General features: G+C 71.6%; 18 protein-coding genes and 1 tRNA gene. 13 read left to right on the top strand and 6 right to left on the bottom strand.

The features are described 5' to 3' along the window. Positions 1 to 68 precede the first annotated feature (68 nt). Entirely contained in the window at positions 69 to 1004 is a 936-nt protein-coding gene (gene thyX / locus RGI145_RS12950) for an FAD-dependent thymidylate synthase (RefSeq protein WP_075798680.1), read from the top strand. Further along, positions 1001 to 1324 carry a hypothetical protein gene (locus RGI145_RS12945; RefSeq protein WP_075798679.1) on the top strand — a complete coding sequence of 108 codons (324 nt, stop codon included), beginning with the start codon at positions 1001 to 1003 and terminating at the stop codon, positions 1322 to 1324. Before thyX ends, RGI145_RS12945 begins: the two co-directional genes overlap by 4 nt. A gap of 4 nt (positions 1325 to 1328) precedes the next feature. On the opposite strand, the gene RGI145_RS12940 is transcribed toward RGI145_RS12945, so the two are convergent. Both RGI145_RS12940 and apbC read right to left on the bottom strand, forming a co-directional pair. Next, complete coding sequence (locus RGI145_RS12940; RefSeq protein ID WP_075798678.1) at positions 1329 to 1979, bottom strand: hypothetical protein; 651 nt, start codon at positions 1977 to 1979, stop codon at positions 1329 to 1331. A 139-nt stretch (positions 1980 to 2118) separates the two neighbouring features. Next, positions 2119 to 3219 (bottom strand): iron-sulfur cluster carrier protein ApbC, encoded by a 1101-nt coding sequence (apbC, locus tag RGI145_RS12935; protein ID WP_075798677.1) that lies wholly within the window; start codon positions 3217 to 3219, stop codon positions 2119 to 2121. Between the two features lie 464 nt (positions 3220 to 3683). On the opposite strand from apbC, the gene hflK reads away from it, so the two are divergent. The 3 genes from hflK to RGI145_RS12920 all read left to right on the top strand — a co-directional run bounded on the left by hflK (position 3684) and on the right by RGI145_RS12920 (position 7768). Continuing rightward, positions 3684 to 4970: an FtsH protease activity modulator HflK gene (hflK, locus tag RGI145_RS12930; RefSeq protein ID WP_075798676.1), complete on the top strand. Its 1287-nt coding sequence runs from the start codon at positions 3684 to 3686 to the stop codon at positions 4968 to 4970. Then, positions 4967 to 5893 (top strand): protease modulator HflC, encoded by a 927-nt coding sequence (hflC, locus tag RGI145_RS12925; protein WP_075798675.1) that lies wholly within the window; start codon positions 4967 to 4969, stop codon positions 5891 to 5893. Before hflK ends, hflC begins: the two co-directional genes overlap by 4 nt. A gap of 333 nt (positions 5894 to 6226) precedes the next feature. Beyond that, a complete protein-coding gene (locus RGI145_RS12920; protein WP_075800037.1) occupies positions 6227 to 7768 on the top strand; it encodes a DegQ family serine endoprotease in 1542 nt (513 codons plus the stop codon). A gap of 122 nt (positions 7769 to 7890) precedes the next feature. Here RGI145_RS12920 and serA read toward each other — a convergent pair whose 3' ends face one another. Continuing rightward, positions 7891 to 9174: a phosphoglycerate dehydrogenase gene (serA, locus tag RGI145_RS12915; RefSeq protein WP_075798674.1), complete on the bottom strand. Its 1284-nt coding sequence runs from the start codon at positions 9172 to 9174 to the stop codon at positions 7891 to 7893. A gap of 16 nt (positions 9175 to 9190) precedes the next feature. After that, positions 9191 to 9862 carry an SCO family protein gene (locus RGI145_RS12910; RefSeq protein ID WP_075798673.1) on the bottom strand — a complete coding sequence of 224 codons (672 nt, stop codon included), beginning with the start codon at positions 9860 to 9862 and terminating at the stop codon, positions 9191 to 9193. A 236-nt stretch (positions 9863 to 10098) separates the two neighbouring features. Here RGI145_RS12910 and RGI145_RS12905 point away from each other — a divergent pair, with 236 nt between their 5' ends. From RGI145_RS12905 to RGI145_RS12875, 7 genes are all read left to right on the top strand, one after another. Beyond that, positions 10099 to 12972 (top strand): DUF4214 domain-containing protein, encoded by a 2874-nt coding sequence (locus RGI145_RS12905; protein WP_156878523.1) that lies wholly within the window; start codon positions 10099 to 10101, stop codon positions 12970 to 12972. A 251-nt stretch (positions 12973 to 13223) separates the two neighbouring features. Then, positions 13224 to 13523 carry a hypothetical protein gene (locus tag RGI145_RS12900; RefSeq protein ID WP_156878522.1) on the top strand — a complete coding sequence of 100 codons (300 nt, stop codon included), beginning with the start codon at positions 13224 to 13226 and terminating at the stop codon, positions 13521 to 13523. Between the two features lie 111 nt (positions 13524 to 13634). Beyond that, a complete protein-coding gene (locus tag RGI145_RS12895) occupies positions 13635 to 15032 on the top strand; it encodes a M20/M25/M40 family metallo-hydrolase (RefSeq protein ID WP_075798670.1) in 1398 nt (465 codons plus the stop codon). A 122-nt stretch (positions 15033 to 15154) separates the two neighbouring features. Next, entirely contained in the window at positions 15155 to 15529 is a 375-nt protein-coding gene (locus RGI145_RS12890) for a hypothetical protein (RefSeq protein ID WP_075798669.1), read from the top strand. A 143-nt stretch (positions 15530 to 15672) separates the two neighbouring features. After that, positions 15673 to 16227 carry an EF-hand domain-containing protein gene (locus tag RGI145_RS12885; protein ID WP_083671115.1) on the top strand — a complete coding sequence of 185 codons (555 nt, stop codon included), beginning with the start codon at positions 15673 to 15675 and terminating at the stop codon, positions 16225 to 16227. A gap of 284 nt (positions 16228 to 16511) precedes the next feature. Then, on the top strand, positions 16512 to 18572 hold the full coding sequence (locus RGI145_RS12880; RefSeq protein WP_075798667.1) for an NAD(+) synthase: 2061 nt from the start codon (positions 16512 to 16514) through the stop codon (positions 18570 to 18572). 68 nt (positions 18573 to 18640) lie between these two features. After that, entirely contained in the window at positions 18641 to 19270 is a 630-nt protein-coding gene (locus RGI145_RS12875; RefSeq protein WP_208863873.1) for a cysteine hydrolase family protein, read from the top strand. Between the two features lie 420 nt (positions 19271 to 19690). Here RGI145_RS12875 and RGI145_RS25100 read toward each other — a convergent pair whose 3' ends face one another. Both RGI145_RS25100 and RGI145_RS12870 read right to left on the bottom strand, forming a co-directional pair. After that, positions 19691 to 19840, bottom strand: a complete 150-nt coding sequence (locus tag RGI145_RS25100; RefSeq protein WP_156878521.1) for a hypothetical protein — start codon at positions 19838 to 19840, stop codon at positions 19691 to 19693. A gap of 161 nt (positions 19841 to 20001) precedes the next feature. Continuing rightward, positions 20002 to 20076, bottom strand: a tRNA-Val gene (locus tag RGI145_RS12870). 92 nt (positions 20077 to 20168) lie between these two features. On the opposite strand from RGI145_RS12870, the gene RGI145_RS12865 reads away from it, so the two are divergent. After that, positions 20169 to 21041, top strand: a complete 873-nt coding sequence (locus tag RGI145_RS12865; RefSeq protein WP_075798666.1) for a DUF3108 domain-containing protein — start codon at positions 20169 to 20171, stop codon at positions 21039 to 21041. The last annotated feature ends 3 nt before the right edge of the window (positions 21042 to 21044 follow it).

Genomic DNA, 21044 nt, shown 5'->3' with positions numbered 1-21044 from the left:
CGCGGCTTCGGCCATTCTAGAACGGCCCCGGAGCTGCGGCATGTCCGCGTGTTGATGGGGGACGGGGCATGGCGCTGACGGAGCGGCAACAGGCGGAACTGGCGGAAGCGCGGGCCCAGCGGCACGAGACGCGCCGCCCCACCGTCCCGGCGCTGGAGGCGATGCTCTTCGAGGCCATGCCGGTGCTGGACCACGGCTTCGTCCGGGTGGTGGACTACATGGGCGACGACGCGGCGGTGGTGCAGGCCGCCCGCGTCTCCTATGGCCGCGGCACCCGGGCGGCGAACGAGGACCGGGGGCTGATCCGCTACCTGATGCGGCACCGGCATTCCACGCCCTTCGAGATGTGCGAGATCAAGCTGCACGTGAAGCTGCCGATCTTCGTCGCCCGGCAGTGGATCCGGCATCGCATGGCCAATGTGAACGAGTATTCCGCCCGCTACTCGGTGCTGGACCGGGAATTCTACATCCCGGAGCGCGGCGCCCTGGCCGCCCAGTCGGCCAGCAACCGGCAGGGCCGGGGAGACACCCTGGGCGGAGAGGAAGCGGAGCGCGTCCTCGCCCTGCTGCGCGAGGATGCCGGGCGGAACTACGACCACTACATCGAGATGTTGAACGAGGGCGAGGACGGGCAGGTGCTCGACCCCGCCCGCCAGGGGCTGACGCGCGAACTGGCGCGGATGAACCTGACGCTGAACGCCTACACGCAGTGGTACTGGAAGGTGGACCTCCACAACCTCTTCCACTTCCTGTCCCTGCGCGCCGACGCCCATGCGCAGTACGAGATCCGCGTCTATGCCGAGGCCATCCTGCGCGCGGTGGAGGCCTGGGTGCCGCTCTGCGCCGAGGCCTTCCGCGACTACCGCCTCGGCGCGGTGACGCTGTCGTCCCGGATGCTGGAAGTCGTGCGCGCCATGCTGGACGGGACGGAACCCACGGCGGAGGCGGCTGGCCTCAGCAAGCGGGAATGGCGCGAGCTGATGGCGGTGCTCGGCCGCGCATGAGCGGCACGGCGGCCAAGCGCCCCGGCGCCGCCGGGAAGCCGGGTTCCGGCGCCACGCCCCGGCCGCCGGGCAAACCCGGCGCCCGCGCCCCCGCCAAGGGGCCGCGCCGGACCGGCACCGGCAAGGGCGCCCGGCTGCGGGCCGCCTTGCAGGGCCGTCCCGGCCTGCCCTGGTGGCGCAGGCCGCTGTCCATCATCCTGATCCTGTTGGCGCTCTTCGTCGGCCTGCCGGTGATGCAGGCGCTGTTCGGGGAGCTCGGCGCCATCATGCTGGGCTGCCTCGCCGCCGGCTTCGCCCTGGGGCGCGCCACCGGCCGCTGAGGTTTCAGCCGCCGTCGCGGAGCTTCTTCAGGTCGAAGGCGCCAAGCAGGTCGGTCATGACCTTCGGATTCTCGATCCCGCTGCCTTCCAGCTTGATCATGAGGTTGCCGCCGACCAGCGAGACCTCGCCCGACTTGTTGTCCGCCTCGTAGTGCAGGATGGCGTCCTCCTCGCCCAGGCGGACGCGCTTGTCGCCGGGGCGCATCATCATCGGGTTGCTGGCCACGCTGGCCAGGGACTGCACAAGGGGTGAGTCCACCATCACCTGCGCCTTGATCTCCGCATCGTCGGAGGCGCGGCTGTAGGTGCGCTCCACCATCACGCCGCCGCCGAGCATCTGGGTGGCCAGGGCGCTGCCCTCCTCCTCCTTCTCCATCTCCGCCAGGGTCCAGCCCCTGGGCGCGGGCGGGAAGAGCTTCGCGTAGCGGGTGCGCCGCTTCAGGTCGATGTCGCGGGCGGCGAAGGACAGCTCCTTCGCGGCGCCCTTCAGGTCGCCCGAGCCATAGAACTTCCGCGCCCGCTCCAGAGCCTCCGCGGTGTCGTCGGCCCGGGCCGCCGGGGCGAGGGCGAGCAGGGCCAGCAGGGCAGGGGCGGCCAGCATCGGCAGCGCCGGGCGGCGCCCGCCATGCCGTGGCCGGGAAGCATGGGGGATCAAGGGCGGCTCCTCCGGTGTGGCGGCCCTGGCCGGGCCGCATCCTCCCCCAATCTGCCAAGCCGGGGCGCCGCTGCCCATCCCGTGGACCGGGCACGGCGCGAACACGGCTGAGCGAGGTCCTCCCCCCGATCCTCCGCCTTCAGTCCATGATGATCCGGGGGCCCGCGGAGGCGGGGGCGCCCGCCTTCTCCCAGACCCGCGCCGCGATGGCGCGGTAGGTGGCGGCCTCCTCGCTGTCCGGCCGGGCCAGCACGATCGGCGTGCCCGCATCGGCGGTTTCGCGGATCGCCAGGCGCAGCGGCAGCTCGCCCAGGAACTCCACGCCCAGCTTCTCCGCCTCCGCCCGGGCCCCGCCATGGCCGAAGATCTCGGTGCGGTGGTTGCAGTTGGGGCAGCAGAAATAGGACATGTTCTCGATCAGCCCGAGCACCGGGACATTGACCTTCTCGAACATCCGCACGCCGCGCCGCGCGTCGATCAGCGCCACGTCCTGCGGCGTGGAAACGATCACCGCGCCCTTCAGCGGCACGCGCTGGCTCATGGTGAGCTGCGCGTCGCCCGTGCCGGGGGGCATGTCCACCACCAGCACGTCCAGCGCGCCCCATTCGACCTGGGAAAGCATCTGCTCCAGCGCGCCCATCACCATCGGGCCGCGCCAGATCATCGCCGTCTCCTCATCCACCAGGAAGCCGATGGACATGGCCTTCAGCCCCCAACGGGACAGCGGCTCGATCCGCTGCCCGGCGCTGCGCGGCCGTTCCTTGGTGCCGAGCATCTGCGGCAGGGAAGGGCCGTAGATGTCCGCATCCAGCAGCCCGACCCGCAGCCCCTGCGCCGCCAGCGCGACCGCGAGGTTGACGGCGGTGGTGGACTTGCCGACGCCGCCCTTGCCCGAGGCCACGGCGACGATGGCGCCGATCTCGGGCAACAGCATCCTGTCCTGGCCCGGCGGCGGCCGCACGGCCCGGGGCGCATCCGCCGGCGGGGCCGCGCGATGGGCGGTCAGCACGCAGGTCGCCGACAGCACGCCCGGCACGGCGGCCACGGCGCGCTCCGCGGCGGCGCGCACCGGCTCCAGTGCCCGGGCGCGCTCGCGCGGCACCTCCAGCGCGAATTGCACCAGCCCGTCGCGGGCCACCAGCCCCTGCACCCAGCCCGCCGAAACCACGTCCAGCCCCGTCTGGGGGTCCCTCACCTCGGCGAGTGCCGCGCGGATCGCATCGGTCAGCGCGCTTTCCATGCCTCGTCCCCTTGACCTTTTCCGAATTACGACAAGATTAACAAATTCTAATGTAATGGCGGAAACTGCCGCATCGTCACACGGTCCACCCCAGCCACGGGCGGTCACCAGGCCCGTCCCGGGCCTCGAAGCCGGAGCCCCGGAACCCGGGGCTTCCCTTGAGGCCGCTCTTGCGCCCATGCTGCCGTCGCATGCAAGCCGGGGCGCGGGACGGCGCCGCCCCGCCGGCCCCCGGCAACGGGAGTGCCGGCAGGGCCGGAGGCCTTCGCCCGGCGCTCCCGGTTCCGGCGCTCCCCGGTCCCGCCCTGCTGCTTTCCCTGGTCGGGGAAGCCGGGGGTGGGCACCGGTGGCCGCGCCCGCAGCAGGGGCCAGGATCGGGGGCCGGGATCGGGGCCGGGGCTTGACCCCCACCGGGTGGCGAACGGATAGCAGACGCGACCAAACCAGGGAGTACCTGACGGCCCATGCCGTGGAACAGCAACGGCGGACCCAATCCTTGGGGCAATCCCCGCCCGCCTTCGGGCGGGGGGAATGGCAACAACCAGGGCAACGGTCCCGGCAACGGCCCCTGGGGCCAGCCTCCCCGCAATGGCGGGGGCGGCAACGGTCCCTTCGGCCGCGGCCCCGATCTCGATGACGTGATCCGTCAGGCGCAGGAGGCCGCCCGGCGCTTCCTGCCGCGCGGCGGCGGGGGCGGGAAGGGCATCGCCCTGATCGGCCTAGCCCTCGTGGCCGTCTGGGCGGCCTCGGGCATCTACCGGGTGCAGCCGGACGAGCAGGGCGTGGTGATGCGCTTCGGCGCCTTCCGCGCGACCACCGGCCCCGGCCTGAACTACCACCTGCCCTGGCCGATCGAGAGCGTGACCACGCCCCGCGTCACCCGCATCAACCGCATCGACATCGGCTTCCGCTCCTCGGCGGACAACAGCGCGACCAATGTGCGGCCGAATCCCTCGCGCAACGTGACCGAGGAATCGATGATGCTGACCGGCGACGAGAACATCATCGACATCGACTTCGCCGTCTTCTGGCGCATCCGCGACGCCGGCGAGTTCCTGTTCAACACGCGCAATCCCGAGCAGACGGTGAAATCCGCCGCCGAGAGCATGATGCGCGAGGTGATCGGCCGCACCCCGATCCAGCCCGCGCTGACCGAGGCGCGCGCGCAGATCGAGCAGGCGGTGCGCCAGGGCACCCAGGCGATCATGGACCAGTACAGCGCCGGAGTGGAGATCACCCAGGTGCAGATGCAGAAGGTGGACCCGCCGCCCTCCGTGGTGGATGCCTTCCGCGACGTGCAGCGTGCCCAGGCGGACCGCGAGCGCGCCCGCAACGAGGCGGAATCCTACCGCAACGACATCATCCCGCGCGCCCGCGGCGATTCCGAGAAGCTGATCCAGTCCGCCCAGGCGGACCGCGAGGCGCAGGTGGCCCGGGCCAAGGGCGAGGCGCAGCGCTTCACCAGCGTGCTCACCGCCTATCGCACCGCGCAGGACATCACCCTGCGGCGCATGTACCTGGAGACCATGCAGGAGATCCTGCAGAACAACCCGAAGGTGATCGTGGACGAGAATGTCGGCGGCGTCCTGCCGCTGCTCAACCTCGACGGACCAGGGGCACCGCGCCCGGGCGCGCCCCGCGCCCCCGGCCAGAACGGCTCCTCCAACGGTTCCGCCCCGGCGCCGAACCCGCCCTCCGGCAGCACGCCCGGCCTGACCAGCAACCTCGTGCAGCAGGGGGGCAGCCGATGAACCGCCTGATCGCGCTCGGCGCCGCCGTGGTGGTGGTGCTGATCCTCCTCAGCTCCACCCTCTTCACCGTGCACCAGACCCAGCAGGTGCTGATCACCCAGTTCGGCGAGCCGATCCGCGTGATCCGCGACCCCGGGCTGCATGCCAAGATCCCGCTGATCCAGAACGTGATCTCCTTCGACCGCCGGCTGCTCGACTTCGAATCGCCGGGCGAGGAGATCATCCTGGGCGACCAGCGCCGCCTGATCGTGGACAGCTTCGCACGCTTCCGCATCAGCGACCCGCTGCGCTACTACCAGACGGTGGGTTCGCTGGAGAGCGGCATCCGCGGGCGGCTCTCCTCCATCATGTCGGGCTCGCTGCGCCGCGTGCTGGGCAACGAGCCGCTGCTCTCGGTGCTCTCGGCCGACCGGCTGCGGATCATGAACACCATCCGCGACCAGGTGAATACCGAGGCGGATTCCTTTGGTGTCCAGGTGGTGGACGTCCGCATCCGCCGCGCCGACCTGCCGGAGGAGAACACCCAGGCCATCCTGTCGCGGATGCAGTCCGAGCGTGAGCGCGTGGCGCGCGAGATCCGCGCCGAGGGCGCCGAGATCGGCACCCAGGTCCGCGCCCGCGCCGACCGCGAGCGCACCGTGCTGCTGGCCGAGGCCCAGGCCCAGGCCGATGCGCTGCGCGGCGAGGGCGAGCAGGAGGCGACCGGGATCTACGCCAAGGCCTATGGGGCGGACCCGCAGTTCTTCTCCTTCTGGCGGAGCATGCAGGCCTACCGGACGGCCTTCGTCGAGGGCCATGCGGAAACCCGGCTGCTGCTGGCACCGGACAGCGACTTCTTCCGCTACTTCCGCTCGGCCCCCACCCCGGGCACCATCGCGGCACCAGCCGCCCCGGCCCCGGCCCAGCCGGCCCCCGCCCCGTAAGGGCCGGACGGCTCCCGCAGGGCTTCCCGGAAAGGGGGAACGGCATGGCCGTTCCCCCTTTTCCATTTCCGGCGGACCGTCTGCCCGACCGAACCCACCCTGGCCGAACCCGCACCGGCTGAACAGGCTTTGATGCGGCCTCCCCCTTGATCCGCGGCGGCCCGGGGGAGAGGCTGCGCGGAGTTGGCCGATTGTGACCCTTTGTGGCTTTCCATGGCCATGGGAGTGGTCACATTCCAGGCTGACCTCTCAGACCGACAGGAAGGCAGAATCACCGTGCGTCCTTATCTGCTCGCCTCGGCGGCCATTCTGGCTGGCTTCGCCGCCCTCCCGATGGCGCCCGCCCTGGCCCAGGCTCCCGCGCCTTCCGCTCCCGCCCAAGCCCAGACTCCGGCCCCGGCCCCCTCCACGATCCCGGCCCCCGGCGCCACGCCCTCGCCGCAGATCCCCCTGCGCGACGCGCCGACCTCCTTCGCCCCCCTGGCCAGGCAGCTCCTGCCGGCGGTGGTGAACGTGCAGACCACGACCACGCTGCAGGCGCGCGGGCCGAACCGGCCGGATGCGCCCGAGATCCCGCAGGCGCCGCCGGGCAGCCCCTTCGAGGAATTCTTCCGCGACTTCCTGGAGCGCAACCGCCCTGGCGGCCCGGGCGGCCGGCCCAACCAGCCGCAGGCGCCGCGCCGCGCGCAGTCCCTGGGCTCGGGCTTCATCGTCGATGCCAAGGAAGGCATCGTGGTGACCAACAACCACGTCATCGACGGCGCCGACGAGATCAACGTGGTGCTGCAGGACAACACGACCATCAAGGCGGAGCTGCTCGGCACCGATCAGCGCACCGACATCGCGGTGCTGAAGATCAAGACCGACCACCCGCTCTCCCAGGTGGATTTCGGCGACAGCGACACCGCCCAGGTCGGCGACTGGGTGCTGGCGATCGGCAACCCCTTCGGCCTCGGCGGCTCGGTCACGGCGGGCATCGTCTCGGCGCGCGGCCGCGACATCCGCCAGGGCCTCTACGACGACTTCATCCAGACGGACGCCGCCATCAACCGCGGCAATTCCGGCGGCCCGCTCTTCGACATGCATGGCAAGGTCGTCGGCATCAACACCGCGATCTACTCGCCCTCCGGCGGCTCGATCGGCATCGGCTTCTCCATCCCCGCCAACCTTGCCAAGAACATCGTGGCGCAGCTCCGCACCGGCGGGCAGGTGCGGCGCGGCTGGCTGGGCGTGAACATCCAGCAGGTGACCGACGACATCGCGGAATCCCTGGGCCTGAAGGGCGGGGCGCGCGGCGCGCTGGTGGCGCGGGCCCAGGATGACGGCCCGGCCGCCAAGGGCGGCATCCGCACCGGCGACGTCATCCTGAAGTTCAACAACCAGGATGTGCAGGAGATGCGCAACCTGCCGCGCATCGTCGCCGAGACGGCGGTGGGCAGCGAGGTGCCGGTCCTGCTCTGGCGCGACGGCAAGGAGCAGACCGTCCAGGTCAAGGTGGCCGAGATCCCGGCCGACCAGCAGCAGGCAGGCACGGGCAATGCCCCGGCGCAGCCGGCCCTGGTGGAGCTGGAAGGCACGGGGATGAAGGTCACCGCCGTCACGCCGGAGCTGCGCGAGCGCTTCTCCATCGCGCCCGATGCGAAGGGCGTGGTGGTGGTCGAGGTCGCCCCGGGCAGCCCGGCGGCGGATCGCGGCATCACCGCCGGCGACCGCGTCGTGGAGGTTCAGCAGGAGCGGGTGAACACGCCGCAGGAGCTGAAGGCGAAGCTGGACGACCTGCGCAAGCAGAACCGCCCCAGCGCGCTGATGCTGGTGGAAGGGGCGCAGGGACAGCGCTTCGTGCCGCTCGGCCTGCGCGGCGGCAACAGCCGGTAGCCGCCAGGGCCCCCGGGGACATCCCCGGGGGCCTTTCCCGCCCGGGGGGTGAACCCCGGGGAGACATGAAAAGGGCCTGTCCGGCGCGCCGGACAGGCCCTTTCCGCGTCAGGCGTCCCGGCTCAGTTGCGCTCGTAGAGCAGCCGCGCGCGGATCGTGCCGGGCAGGGCGCGCAGGTCGGCCAGCACGGCCTGCGGGTCCGCCACGTTCTCCGCATCCACCACGACGTAGCCGAGCTCCGGATCGGTCTGCAGCACCTGGCTCGCGATGTTGAGCTGGAACTTGCGGAAGGTGTCGTTGATCGCCGCCAGCATGCCCGCGATGTTGTGGTGGACATGCATGAAGCGCGTCCCCCGCGCGCGGGCCGGCAGGTTGGCCTCGGGGAAGTTCACCGCGCCCAGCGTGGCGCCGGTGTCGGAGTAGTTCACCAGCTTGTCCGCCGTCTCCTCGCCGATGCGCTCCTGCGCCTCCTCGGTGGAGCCGCCGATATGCGGCGTCAGGATCACGTTGCGCAGCCCCTGGAGCGGCGAGACGAAGCGGTCGCCGTTGCGCTTGGGCTCGGAGGGGAAGACGTCCAGCGCCGCCCCGCCGAGATGGCCGCCCTCGACCGCCGCCTTCAGCGCGTCGATGTCCACCACCTTGCCGCGGGCGTTGTTGATCAGCATGGCGCCCGGCTTCATCGCCGCCAGCTCCGCCGCGCCGATCATGCCGGTGGTCTCGGGTGTTTCCGGCACGTGCAGCGTCACCACGTCGCTCTGCGCCAGCAGCTCGCCCAGCGAGGCGGCCGCCTGGGCATTGCCATGGCCCAGCTTGCGGATCGCGTCGTGGTAGAGGACGCGCATGCCGAAAGCCTCGGCCAGGTTGCTCACCTGCGTGCCGATATTGCCATAGCCGATGATGCCCAGCGTCTTGCCGCGCACCTCGTGCGCGCCGGTCGCGGACTTGTCCCAGCCGCCGGCATGCGCCTCGTTGGAGCGGCCGGGGATGCCGCGCAGGAGCATGACGATCTCGCCCATCACCAGCTCCGCCACCGAGCGGGTGTTGGAGAAGGGGGCGTTGAAGACGGGGATGCCCCGCTGCCGCGCCGCGGCGAGGTCCACCTGGTTGGTGCCGATGCAGAAGCAGCCGATGGCGATCAGCCGGTCGGCGGCCTTCAGCACCTCCTCCGTCACCTGGGTGCGGGAGCGGATGCCGAGCAGGTGCACGCCCTGCACCGCCTCCAGCAGCGCCTCGCCCTCCAGCGCCTTGGCCTCGCGCCGGATGGTGGCATAGCCGGAGGTGTTGAAGGTGGCGACGGCGCTGTCCGAGATGCCCTCCAGCAGCAGGATCTTGATGCGGTCCTTGGGCAGGGAGATCACGTCGGGACGGGCCTCGGTCGGGATGTTGGAAGGGGGGAGGAGAGCCATGGCCGGGGGAGTTCCTTCAGCCGAGGACCTGGCGGGCGGCCGCGGCCAGTTCCTCCGGGGTCGCGCCCGGCCGGAACATGCCCCGCAGCGCCCCGTCCGGGCCCAGGAGATAGACGAAGGCGGAGTGGTCCATCAGATAGTCGCTCGCCCCCGGCGGCGTCACCTTGGCGTAATAGACGCGATAGGCCTTGGCGACCTGGGCGATCTGCTCCGGCGTGCCGGTCAGCCCGGCCAGGGCGGGGTGGAAGAGGCCGACATAGTCGGCGAGCTTCTCCGGCGTGTCGCGCTCCGGGTCCACGGTGATGAAGAGGGGCTGCACGCGGGCGGCATCGGGGCCGAGCTGGTCCATGGCCGTGGCCAGGGTGCTGAGCTCGGTCGGGCAGACATCCGGGCAATGGGTGAAGCCGAAGAAGATCAGCACCGCCTTGCCGCGGTAGCTGGCCTCCGTCACCGGCTTGCCCGTCTGGTCGGTGAGCGCGAAATCGCCACCGATCCGCGCCCCGGAGGGCAGCGTGACCGCGTTCGGCGAGGCGACCATGGGCCGGGCCGGGCCCTGCTGCCGCGTGACCAGCCGTGCGAAGGAGTCCGGCCAGCTTTCCCCGGGTTCCCGCTGGAACCAGGCGAAGGCCCAGCCCCCCGCGAGGACCAGGACGAGCACGGCGATCAGGATCCGGAAGGCGCGCATCATGCGCCGCCCTATACCCTTCCCTGGCCCCAAGGCGAATGTCCGCCGGACAGGGCCGGACTGCGCCCCAGGCACAGGAGGCTGCGCCGGAGAAGGGCGAAGGTTCTTAACCCCCTGTTCAGCAAGGGGATGCCAGAAACCCAGGGCCAGGAGGGCATCGGGACAGGCGTGCCAGGACGGCGTGTCGCAGAGGCGCGGACGCTGGGGGCTGCCTCCGGATGCTACAGATCTCAGGCCAGGTGCCGGGAACCATTCTGGAGAACTCCGGCGCGGGCGACTGGTCGGCCCGGCTGACCCTGTCCGACAGCGTCGGGCTGGCCACGGGCGTGCTGGCGGTGGCCCTGACCGGCGCCGCTGCCGGCGCCTTCACCGCCACGCTGGATGCCACGGGCCAGACCGTCACCATCACCCCCGCCCGGCTGCTGGACCGGGAGGCCTGGGCCGCCGGGGCGGACCCGGTGCTCGCCTTTGGCCTGCGGGTGCAGACGGCGGCCGGCTGGCAGGATCTCGGCAGCGGCTGGGTCGTGACGCTGCTGGGGGTGGACGACACGCCGCCCTCCGGCCTCGCCTTCTCCAGCGGTGGCAGCGTGCTGGAAACCGATGCGGGCGGCATCGTCGGCAGCCTCACGGCCAGCGATCCGGACACCGCCGCCGCGCAGCTCACCTTCACCGTCGCGCCACAGGACGACTGGCGCTTCGAGGTGGTGGACGGCAACGTCCTGAAGCTGCGCGACGGCTACGACCTGCTGCGCTCGGGCGGCACCACCCTGCCGGTCGCGGTGATCGTCTCGGACGGGCACCAGGACGCGGCGATGACGGTGGATGTCGCCGTGCTGAACGTCACCAGCGAGGACGACACGCCCGTCCCGCCGGTGCTGACCATCGCCGATGCCAGCCTGGCCGAAGGCGATTCCGGCGGCGGCACGATGCGCTTCACCGTCAGCCTGTCGCGCGCGGCGGATGCGCCGGTGACGCTGCGCTGGAGCACGCTGTCGGGCACCGCCACGGCAGGGCAGGATTTCCAGGCCGCCAGCGGCCAGGTCACCATCGCGGCGGGGGCCAGCACGGCCAGCATCGCGGTGACGGTGCTGGGCGACCGGCTGCGCGAGGCCGATGAGAGCTTCCGGGTGGTGCTCACCGATGTCAGTGGCGCCGTGGTCGGGGACGGGGAGGCCAGCGGCACCATCCTGAACGACGACCGCCCCACCGTCCTCGCGGCGGGAAGCTGGACGGAGGCGGTGACGCGTGGCACCGGCGGCGTGGCGGTGGTGGCCGCCGGCGCCGGGGGCAGCCGCCTCGGCCTGAACGACGCCGCGCTGGAGCTGCGCCTCGCCGATGGCACGCTGCTCGACCTCGGCGCGACGCGGCAGGTCGATTTCATGGACGGGCAGCTCGAACTGGCCGCGGATTCCGCCGCGGCACAGGCGACGCGCCTCTACCAGACGCTGCTGCTGCGCGATCCCGATGACGGCGGCCTCGCCCTGCACACGCATCTGCTGGAAAGCGGCGCCCTGACCCTGCTGGGCATGGCCCGCAGCCTGCTGTCGAGCCCGGAGGCGCAGAGCCGCTTCGGCACGCTGTCCGATGCCGACCTGGTGACGCGCCTCTATGCCTTCGCGCTGGGGCGGACGCCGGATGCGGGGGGAATGGCGACGCACCTGAACGCCCTGGCGCAGGGGGTGGAGCGGGCGCAGCTCGTGCTGGCCTTCACCACCTCCCCCGAGGCGACGGCACGCTATGCGGCCTTGCATCCCGGCGGCACCTGGGTCGTGGACGGCACGGCGCGGGAGATCCTGTATGCCTATGACGCCGTGCTGGACGACGCGCCGGACGCGGCCGCGCTGGCACGCTGGGAAAAGGCGATCGCCGCCGGCACGTCGAGCCTGACGGACCTCTACCGCAGCCTGACCCAGACCCAGGCCTATCTGGCCCGGCACCCCTCCGGCGAGAGCGAGGCGAGCTTCCTCACGCGCCTCTTCACGGATGCGCTGGAACGCGCGCCCGGCGCGGCCGACCTCGCGAGCTGGCACGACATGATCGCCGCCCATGGCTGGTCGAATCTCGACCTGCTGATGCTGATCGGCCGTTCGGCGGAGGCCATGGCCGCCTTCACCGTCCCCGCCGTGGCGAGCGGCGCGCTGATGACCGAGCTGCCCGCCCCCGACACCGGCACGGTGGTCCGTCTTTCCCCAGGCGGGGTGGCGCAGGACGTCGCCTTCTCCACCGCCGGGGTGGCGGTGCTGGACGGCGTCTCCGCCGATGCCAGCCACTGGATCGCCACGCCCAAGGGGCTGGAACTGAGCTGGGAGGGCGACACGCTGCTGCTCTCGGGCGCGCAGTCGGTCCGTTTCGACGACGGGCGGCTGGACCTGGGCAGCGGCACCGCCGCGGCCTGGGTGGTGCGGCTCTACGAGACCATCCTGATGCGGGAGCCCGATGCCAGCGGCCTCGCGACCCATACGGCGCGGCTCGATGCCGGCCTCACCCCGGCGCAGCTTGCGGCGGACCTCGTCGGCAGCGCGGAATTCGCCGGCCGCTTCGGCGCCCTGAGCACGGCGCAGCAGGTCTCGGCCTTCTACCAGGGCGCGCTCGGCCGTTCCGCCGCCGCGTCCGAGATCGACTACCACGTCGGCCTCGTCGCCGCCGGTATGAGCAAGGCCGCGCTGGCGGCCGGGATCGCCGGCTCGGCGGAAAGCCGCAACCTCTTCCTGGCGCAGCATCCGCAGGGCATCTGGCTGGCCGATCCGCAGGGCGCGAAGGTGGCCCGGGCCTATGAGGCGGTCCTGGACAGCGGGCCGGACGCCTCCTCCCTGCTGCTCTGGTCGCAGAAGCTCGCCGCCGGCAAGGCCCTGCGCGACCTCTACGCCGAACTCATGCAGACGGAACTCTTCACGGCCCGCCATGGCGGACAGGACGATTCCGGCTTCATTGCCGACCTCTACGGCACTGCCCTGGGCCGTAGTGCCTCGGCGGGCGAGATCGCGAACTGGAGCAACTGGCTCAAGGCGGGGCACAGCCGGCTGGACCTCGCCTATGTCATCGGCGAATCGGGCGAGGCGCAGTCGCACAGCCATGCGCCGGCCGTGGCGGCTGCCTCGGACTGGCAGTTGTGAGGCTGCCGATCACCCGCCTGGTGGTCGTGGCGGGCTCAACGTTCCGGCAGGCACGCTGGCGACATGGAATGGCCGCACCCTTCTGGTCTGGCGCGACAGAAATGCCACCTTGAGTTGAATAAAAGGTGATCTTCTCGCGTGAACTCGATAAGTTCCGAACCTCTCGCCAGCCGGTTCGCATGAGGGTGCCAGTGCCGCGCAGCCATTGCCCCCGACAGAAGATCACACGGGCCGCGATCCCTCCGCTGCTGGTGGCGTTCGCCACCCTTCTGGCGCTTCCTCCGCCGGCGCTGGCGCAGAGCGTGAAAACCGTCGTGGTGCCCTCCGGTTCCGGCGTGGTCGTGGCGCCCCGCAGCGCCCCGCCCCGCCTGGCGGCACGACCGCCCGCTTTCCTGCCGGCCGCCCCGGCTGGGCGCCATGCCCCACAGGAAGCGGAGCCGGAGAGCGGCAGCGCCATGGCCCTGCTGAGCCTCGTGCCGCTCGCCGCCGCGGCGGCGCTGTTCGCGGCCGGTGCATCCGGCGATGGCGGTGCGCCAAGCCGGACGCGGTAGGAACCCCGGCCCAGCGCCGGGGGTGAAGAGATCGCCCCCGGGTCTTCCCTTCGCCCTCCCTCCGTCGCAACCTGCGGCCCGTTTTCCCGGGAACCGCAGGAGAGTCTGGCCATGGCGACGCGGCAGGGCGCGCTGGATCGCGCGCGCGAGTATTTCGACCGGGGCTTCCGGGACCGTCTGGCCGCGCTGGTGGCGATCCCCTCCACCTCGCAGGACCCCGCCCATGCGGCGGATTGCCGCCACTACCTGGAGGCGGCAATCCGCCCCTGGCTGGAAGGGATGGGCTTCGCGGTCGGCATCCACGACAATCCGGCGCAGGGCTTCGGCCCGATCCTGACGGCGGAACGGATCGAGGACCCGGCGCGGCCGACCGTGCTGCTCTACGGCCATGGCGACACGGTGCACGGGCTGGACGAGCAGTGGTCGGAGGGGCTGAAGCCCTGGACCCTTACGGAGCGCGACGGCCGCTGGTACGGGCGCGGCACGGTGGACAACAAGGGCCAGCACGCGCTGAACCTCTCGGCGCTGGAGGCGGTGCTGGCGGAGCGCGGTGGCAGGCTCGGCTTCAACGTGAAGGTGCTGATCGAGACCTGCGAGGAGCGCGGCTCGGCCGGGCTGCGCGATTTCGTCTTCGCGAACCGGGAGGCGCTGGCGGCCGACGTGCTGATCGCCTCGGACGGGCCGCGCGTGGAGCCGGAACTGCCCACCATCGCCACCGGCACGCGCGGCACCTGGCATTTCGATCTTGTGGCGCGCTTCCGCCAGGGCGGCGTGCATTCCGGCCACTGGGGCGGGCTGACCAACGACCCGGCGGTGGTGCTGGCCCATGCCCTGGCCAGCCTCTGCGACCGCAACGGCAGGATCCTCGTGCGCGGCTGGCTGGCCGGGGAAACGGTGCCCCCCGCCATCCGCCGCGTGCTGGAAGGCTGCCCGGTGGGCGGCGCGGGGGAGGCGGCGGCGATCGTCGAGGGCTGGGGCGAGCCCGGCCTGACCTCCGCCGAGAAGATCTATGGCTGGAACTCCTTCATCGTGCTGGCCATGGTCTCGGGCCGGCCGGAGAATCCGGTGAATGCCGTGGCGCCCTGGGCGAAGGCGACCTGCCAGATCCGCTACACGGTGGACACCGACCCCTCCACCTTCGAGGCCGCGCTGCGGCGGCACCTGGACGAGCACGGCTTCCCGGAGATCGGCATCGAGAATGCCGGGCTGCGCATGCCGGCCAGCCGCACCGATCCCGACCATCCCTGGGTCCGCTGGGCCAAGGCGAGCATGGAAAGCGCGCTGGGCAGCCGGGTGCAGGTGATCCCCAACACCTCCGGCGGGCTGCCGGGCGATGTCTTCGTGGATGCGCTGGGCGTGCCGCTGGTCTGGGTCCCGCATTCCTACAACGGCTGCAAGCAGCACGGGCCGGACGAGCACGCCCTGCCGGCCACGCTGCGCGAGGGCATCGCCGGTTTCGCCGGCATGTACTGGGACCTTGGGGAGCCGGGCACGCCGCCGCGCGGCTAGGCTCCGCCAGCCCTGGCCGGGCCCGGCCCGTGCCTTTGTTCCACCATGGTGAGGCCCCGGCCTCGCCATGGGGGGCATCCAGTCTTTCCCCCGGTCGTTCAGGAAACGGGAGGACCACCACCATGACGCGACGCCGAATTCCCGCCGGGTTTCTGCCGGCCCTGCTGCTGCTTCCCACTCTTCTGGTCCCTGCCGTTTCGATCCCGGCCCGGGCGCAGCCCGCCGATGCGGGGCAGCGCCTGCTGCAGGAAGGGGCGCGCATCCAGGCCGACCAGCAGCGCCAGCGGGCCGAACAGGACCGGCACCGCGTCGAGATGGACCGCCGCCGGATCGAGGAGCAGCAGTGGCGCGACACGCAGCGCCAGCGCGATTTCGCCATCCAGCAGCGACGCGAGGCGGAATGGCGCCGGGAGCAGGACATGCGCCAGCGCTGGGAGCAGCAGCGCCGCTGGCAGGACGCGGACCGCCGCCGGAACGACCCCTGGAACCGCTGGTAGGTTCCCGGACCCGCCGCGCGGAGGAGGGCCGCGCGGAGGAGGAACGGGGTTTCGTCACTCTTCCTCACGCGGCGGCCCATGGCCCCGTTACATCCCCACCCCAACTGGCGGCACTTTCCCACACGGATCAGGACCCGCCGCCAATGACCTCCACCACCCCGGCCCGGACCCGCTGGTCCGCCTTCGGACTGGCCGCACTTCTCGGCATGGGCCTCGCCGGCCCCGCCCTGGCCCAGTCCTCCGGCCAGACGCCCCAACCCGCACCCCAGGCCAGGCAGGCGCCAGAGCGAGGAGGCGAGCGGGGGCCACGCGGCATGGCCCGGCTCTTCGCCGAGGCCGATGCGAACCGCGATGGACGGGTGACCTGGGACGAGGCCTGGGCCGCCCTGTCCGCCCGCTTCGCCGCCATCGATGCCGACCATGACGGCGCAGTGACACGGGAGGAGCTGCGCGCCTATGTGGCCAGCCAGCGCCCCGCCCGGGGGCAGAATGCCAACCGCCCCGTGCCGCCCGCCATGGAGGCCCGGGCCGAGGCGCTGTTCCGCGCCGCCGATGCCAATGGCGACGGACGCGTCACCCTGGCGGAGCTTCAGCCGGTGGCGCAGGCCTTCTTCCGCATGGCCGACCGGAACGGGGATGGCGTCCTGACCCCGGACGAGCTGCGCCCGGCCGGGCGCGGGGCGGCCCCGGCGCGCTGAAGCGCCGTTTTCCCGGCCGGAATCGTCACGGCGATTCCGGCCCCCTGGGCCTGCCACCTCCTCCCGGAAGAAGCCGGCCGGAGGCGGCAGGCCCACGGGAGGCAGGCTGGGACAGCAAACCGGTGCCGTGCTTGCCGGGCGGCCCGATCGGCGCCAAGTCTCTGCGGTCCATCCCCGTTCCCTGTCGGGAGGGGATGCCCTCTGCCGGGAGACGCCGCCATGACCGTGACCCATCGCCATGAGCCGGGCTTCCGGCTCCCCCGCCGGGACGGGGCGGGCGTGGCATGAGCTTCCTTTCCCTCTACCGGCACGGCTTCGCCCGCATCGCCGCCTGCAGCGGCCGCGCCCATGCCGCCGACCCGGCGCGCAACGCCGATGCCCTGCTGGACCTCGCGCGCCGCTGCGACGCCCAGGGCGTGGCGGTGGCGGTCTTCCCGGAGCTCTGCCTGTCCGGCTACGCCATCGACGACCTGCTGCTGCAGGATGCGGTGCTGGAGGCGGTGGAGACGGCGGTGGCGCGGCTGGTGCGGGATTCCGCCGGGCTGATGCCGCTTCTGCTGATCGGCGCACCGCTGCGCCACGAGGGGCGGCTCTACAACTGCGCCCTGGCGATCCAGCGCGGGCGGCTGCTGGGCGTGGTGCCGAAGATCCACCTGCCGAACTACCGCGAATTCTACGAGCGCCGGCACTTCGCCTCGGGCCTCGGCACGGAGGGCGGCACGATCGCGGTGGCCGGGCTGGAGGCGCCCTTCGGGCCGGACCTGCTCTTCGCCGCCGAGGACGTGCCCGGCCTCGTGGTGCATGCCGAGATCTGCGAGGATGTCTGGGTGCCGCTTCCCCCCAGCACCGAGGGCGCCCTGGCCGGCGCGACCGTGCTGGCCAACCTTTCCGCCAGCAACATCACCGTGGGCAAGGCCGAAACGCGGCGGCTGCTGTCACAGAGCCAGTCGGCGCGCTGCCTCGCCGCCTATGTCTATGCCGCGGCGGGGGTGGGGGAATCCACCACCGACCTGGCCTGGGACGGACAGGTCTCGATCTTCGAGAACGGCGCGGTGCTGCGCGAAAGCGACCGGTTCCCCGCCGGCGACCAGTTCGCGGTGGCGGATGTGGACCTCGACCTGCTGCGGCAGGAACGGGCGCGGCAGGGCACCTTCGACGACAACCGCCGCCGCCACGGACGCCCCTTCCGCCGCATCGGCTTCCGCCTGGAGGCACCGAAGGGCGATCTGGGCTTCGAACGGGCGGTGGAACGCTTCCCCTTCGTGCCCGCCGATCCGGCGCGGCTGAACCAGGATTGCTACGAGGCCTACAACATCCAGGTCTCGGGCCTGGTGCAGCGGCTGCGCGAGGCACGCATCAGGCGCATCGTCATCGGCGTCTCGGGCGGGCTCGATTCCACCCAGGCGCTGATCGTGGCGGCCAAGGCCTTCGACCTGCTGGAGCGGCCGCGCACCGACATCATCGCCTATACGATGCCGGGCTTCGGCACGAGCGAGGGCACGAAGACCAACGCGCACCGCCTGATGGAATCGCTCGGCGTCACGGCGCACGAGCTCGATATCCGTCCGGCGGCGCGGCAGATGCTGGGCGATCTCGGCCATCCCTTCTCGCGCGGCGAGCCGGTCTACGACATCACCTTCGAGAACGTGCAGGCGGGGCTGCGCACCGACTACCTGTTCCGCGCCGCCAACCTGCATGACGGCATCGTGCTCGGCACGGGCGATCTCTCGGAACTGGCGCTGGGCTGGTGCACCTATGGCGTCGGCGACCAGATGTCGCACTACAACGTCAATGGCGGCGTGCCGAAGACGCTGATCCAGCACCTGATCCGCTGGGTGATCGCCTCGGGGCAGTTCGACGCGGCGGTGGGCGGGACGCTGGGCTCGATCCTGAACACCGAGATCTCGCCGGAGCTGATCCCCGCCACGGAAGGGCAGGCGATCCAGAGCACCGAGGCCAAGGTCGGCCCCTATGCGCTGCAGGACTTCAACCTGTTCTACACGCTGCGCTACGGGTTCCGGCCCTCCAGGATCGCCTTCCTCGCCCTGCGCGCCTGGGGCGATGCCGGGGCGGGGCGCTGGCCGCCGGGCTTTCCGGAGGAAGCACGCCGGGCCTATGCGCTGCCGGAGATCCGGCACTGGCTGGAGGTCTTCCTGCGCCGCTTCTTCGCCTTCAGCCAGTTCAAGCGGTCGGCCATGCCGAACGGGCCGAAGGTGGTGGCGGGCGGCTCGCTCTCTCCGCGCGGCGACTGGCGCGCCCCCTCCGACGGCAATGCCGAGGCCTGGCTGGAGGAGCTGCGCCGCAACGTGCCGGAGGAGGAGGCCGGGGAGCAGGAAGCGCGATAGGCTCCCGCCCATCCGGCCCGCATCCTCCCGCCCCGCCGCTCGTTCGGAAGGCGGGAGGACCATGAAACATGGATCAGGAGGACATGCCGCGGGTGCAGGACGGCCTGCGCTTCGGGCCGCTTGGCGACCACTGCCTGCATCTCTGCGTGGACATGCAGAACCTCTTCTCGAAGGGCAGCCCCTGGGAGACGCCGTGGATGGAGCGTGTCCTGCCCGCCGTGGAGGCACTGGCCGAGCGCCATGCGGAGCAAACCATCTTCACCCGCTTCATTCCGCTGCGCTCGCCGCGCGAGGGGCGGGGGACCTGGCGGCGCTACTACGAGCGCTGGTCGGAGATGCGGCTCGACGCCCTGCCGCCCGGGGCCATCGACCTGTTGCCGCCGCTCATGCGCTTCGTCCCGCCAGGGGAGTTGCTGGACAAGACGGTGTACTCGCCCTGGAGTGGACCGGAGCTGGAGGAAAGGCTGCGCGCCCGTGGCGTGGACACGCTGGTGATCACCGGTGCCGAGACCGATGTCTGCGTGCTGGCGGCGGTGCTGGGGGCGGTGGACCGCGGCTATCGCGTGGTGCTGCCGACGGATGCGCTCTGCTCATCCTCGGACCGGACGCATGACGCGTTGCTGGCGCTCTACCGGGAGCGCTACGGGCAGCAGGTGGAAACGGTCCGGATGGGCGAGATCCTGTCCGCCTGGGATTGAGGCCAGGCCGGCTCGGGCGCCCGCCTGCGGGATGGAAGGGAGCTAGTCCGTCTTTCCTCTGGCGATGTCCACGAACAGAAGGATCGCCACGAGGAATATGACCATTTCACCAAGATCGAAACTGACGCCGGTCATTCCTCGCGCTGCTTCCTGTCGGTAAAGGCGGGCCGGGCGCCAGGCCGGCAACCATGCATCCATCCCCGTGTCCAATGGGCCGCAAGGCCAGAACCTGATCTCGCCAGTAGCAAGGGGAGGCGGGTCCGGGCGGCAGTCATTCCCGCATCCGCCAGCCCGAAATTCGCGAACTGCGCTTTGCGCCGCAACGAGACAAGCGTTGCGAGCCATGGGACCCGCTATGGCCGATCATGCGTATGAGGGGGACTGCGGCGGCCGACGACCTTCGCCCGGGAGGAAGCGGCCCTAGCGGCCACCTATCAGCCAGAGCAGCCCCAGGATCGCGCACAGGCAGAGCGGGGCCGAGTGGATCAACAGGCTGATGCCCCTGGACACGGCACGGCCGCCAGAGGACACCTCTCCCGGCTCCGCCACACCCCTCTCCGACATCGGCATGCCGCCCTCTCCCGACTGATAGTGGAGAAGAAACTAGACGGCTGGTCCATCCTGTCTGTGCGCTGGAACACACCCCGCGTAGGCCAGACATGCGGACACAACGGCAGCCGCGCGCATCGGGCGACGTTTGGCTTGAACTGCTGATTGAAAGGGGAGCAGCCTGGTGGGTGCGACAGGGATTGAACCTGTGACCCCTGCCGTGTGAAGGCAGTGCTCTCCCGCTGAGCTACGCACCCAGGCTGTGGGCGCTCAACTATCCTCCCTCGCCGGGGGTGTCAACGGGGGGATGGCCCACGATATGAGGGCCTCGCCAACCGGAGGCTCCTGGATGCGGACAGCTCCTGTCTTCCCGCGCGCCATCTGCGGGGACGTTTCCCGGGACGCCTCATGGCGGGGCCGTCTGGCCATCCTCCCGGCCGCTCTTCTGGCGGGCCTGTCGCTCCTCCTGGCCGCCGCGCCGGCCCGCGCCCAGCCCATGAAGGCCAGCTACGTGGTCCGGGCCGCCGGGCTGACCGTGATGGATATCGAGGCCAGCTTCGACCTGTCCGATTCGTCGGGTGGCTATGTGCTGGAGATCCGCACCCATATGCGCGGCGTGGCCTCGCTCTTCCGCAGCGGCACCATGACCACCCGCGCGACCGGGAACTGGGCCGACGGCCGACCACAGCCCCGGCGCTATGTCGCCCAGGGTGTCTGGGGCGGGGAGCAGCGCAGCACGGTCGTGGATTACCTGGACGGCCAGCCGGTGCTGCGCCAGCTTCTGCCGCCGCTGGACACGGATGAGCGCGAGCCGGTGCCCGCCGCGGCCCAGCGCGGCACCATGGACAGCCTGACGGCGGTGGCGACCCTGCTCCGCCAGGTGCGGGACAGCGGGCGCTGCGAGGCCCAGGCGGCGGTCTTCGACGGGCGCCGCCGCAGCGAGCTGTCGGCCCGGACCCTGGGGTGGGAGATGCTCTCGGGCAACTGGCCCGGCCGGGCCCTGCATTGCCATTTCAGCGGCCGGCTGACGCATGGCTTCAAGCTGGATGACAGCCCGGCCGAGCGTCAGCGCCTGCAGGAAGGCGATGCCTGGCTCGCCCAGGTCCACCCCGGCGGTCCGTTCCTGCCCGTGCGGCTGGAGATTCCCAACCGCTGGTTCGGGCAGACCACGGTCAGCCTCGTGCGGGTGAGCGAAGCGTCCTCCCTGGCCGCCCAGCGCTGACCC

It is taken from the genome of Roseomonas gilardii (assembly GCF_001941945.1).
Classification (GTDB): domain Bacteria; phylum Pseudomonadota; class Alphaproteobacteria; order Acetobacterales; family Acetobacteraceae; genus Roseomonas.
Note: the sequence above shows the minus strand (reverse complement) of the source record. Positions and strands in the feature narration are given on the sequence as shown.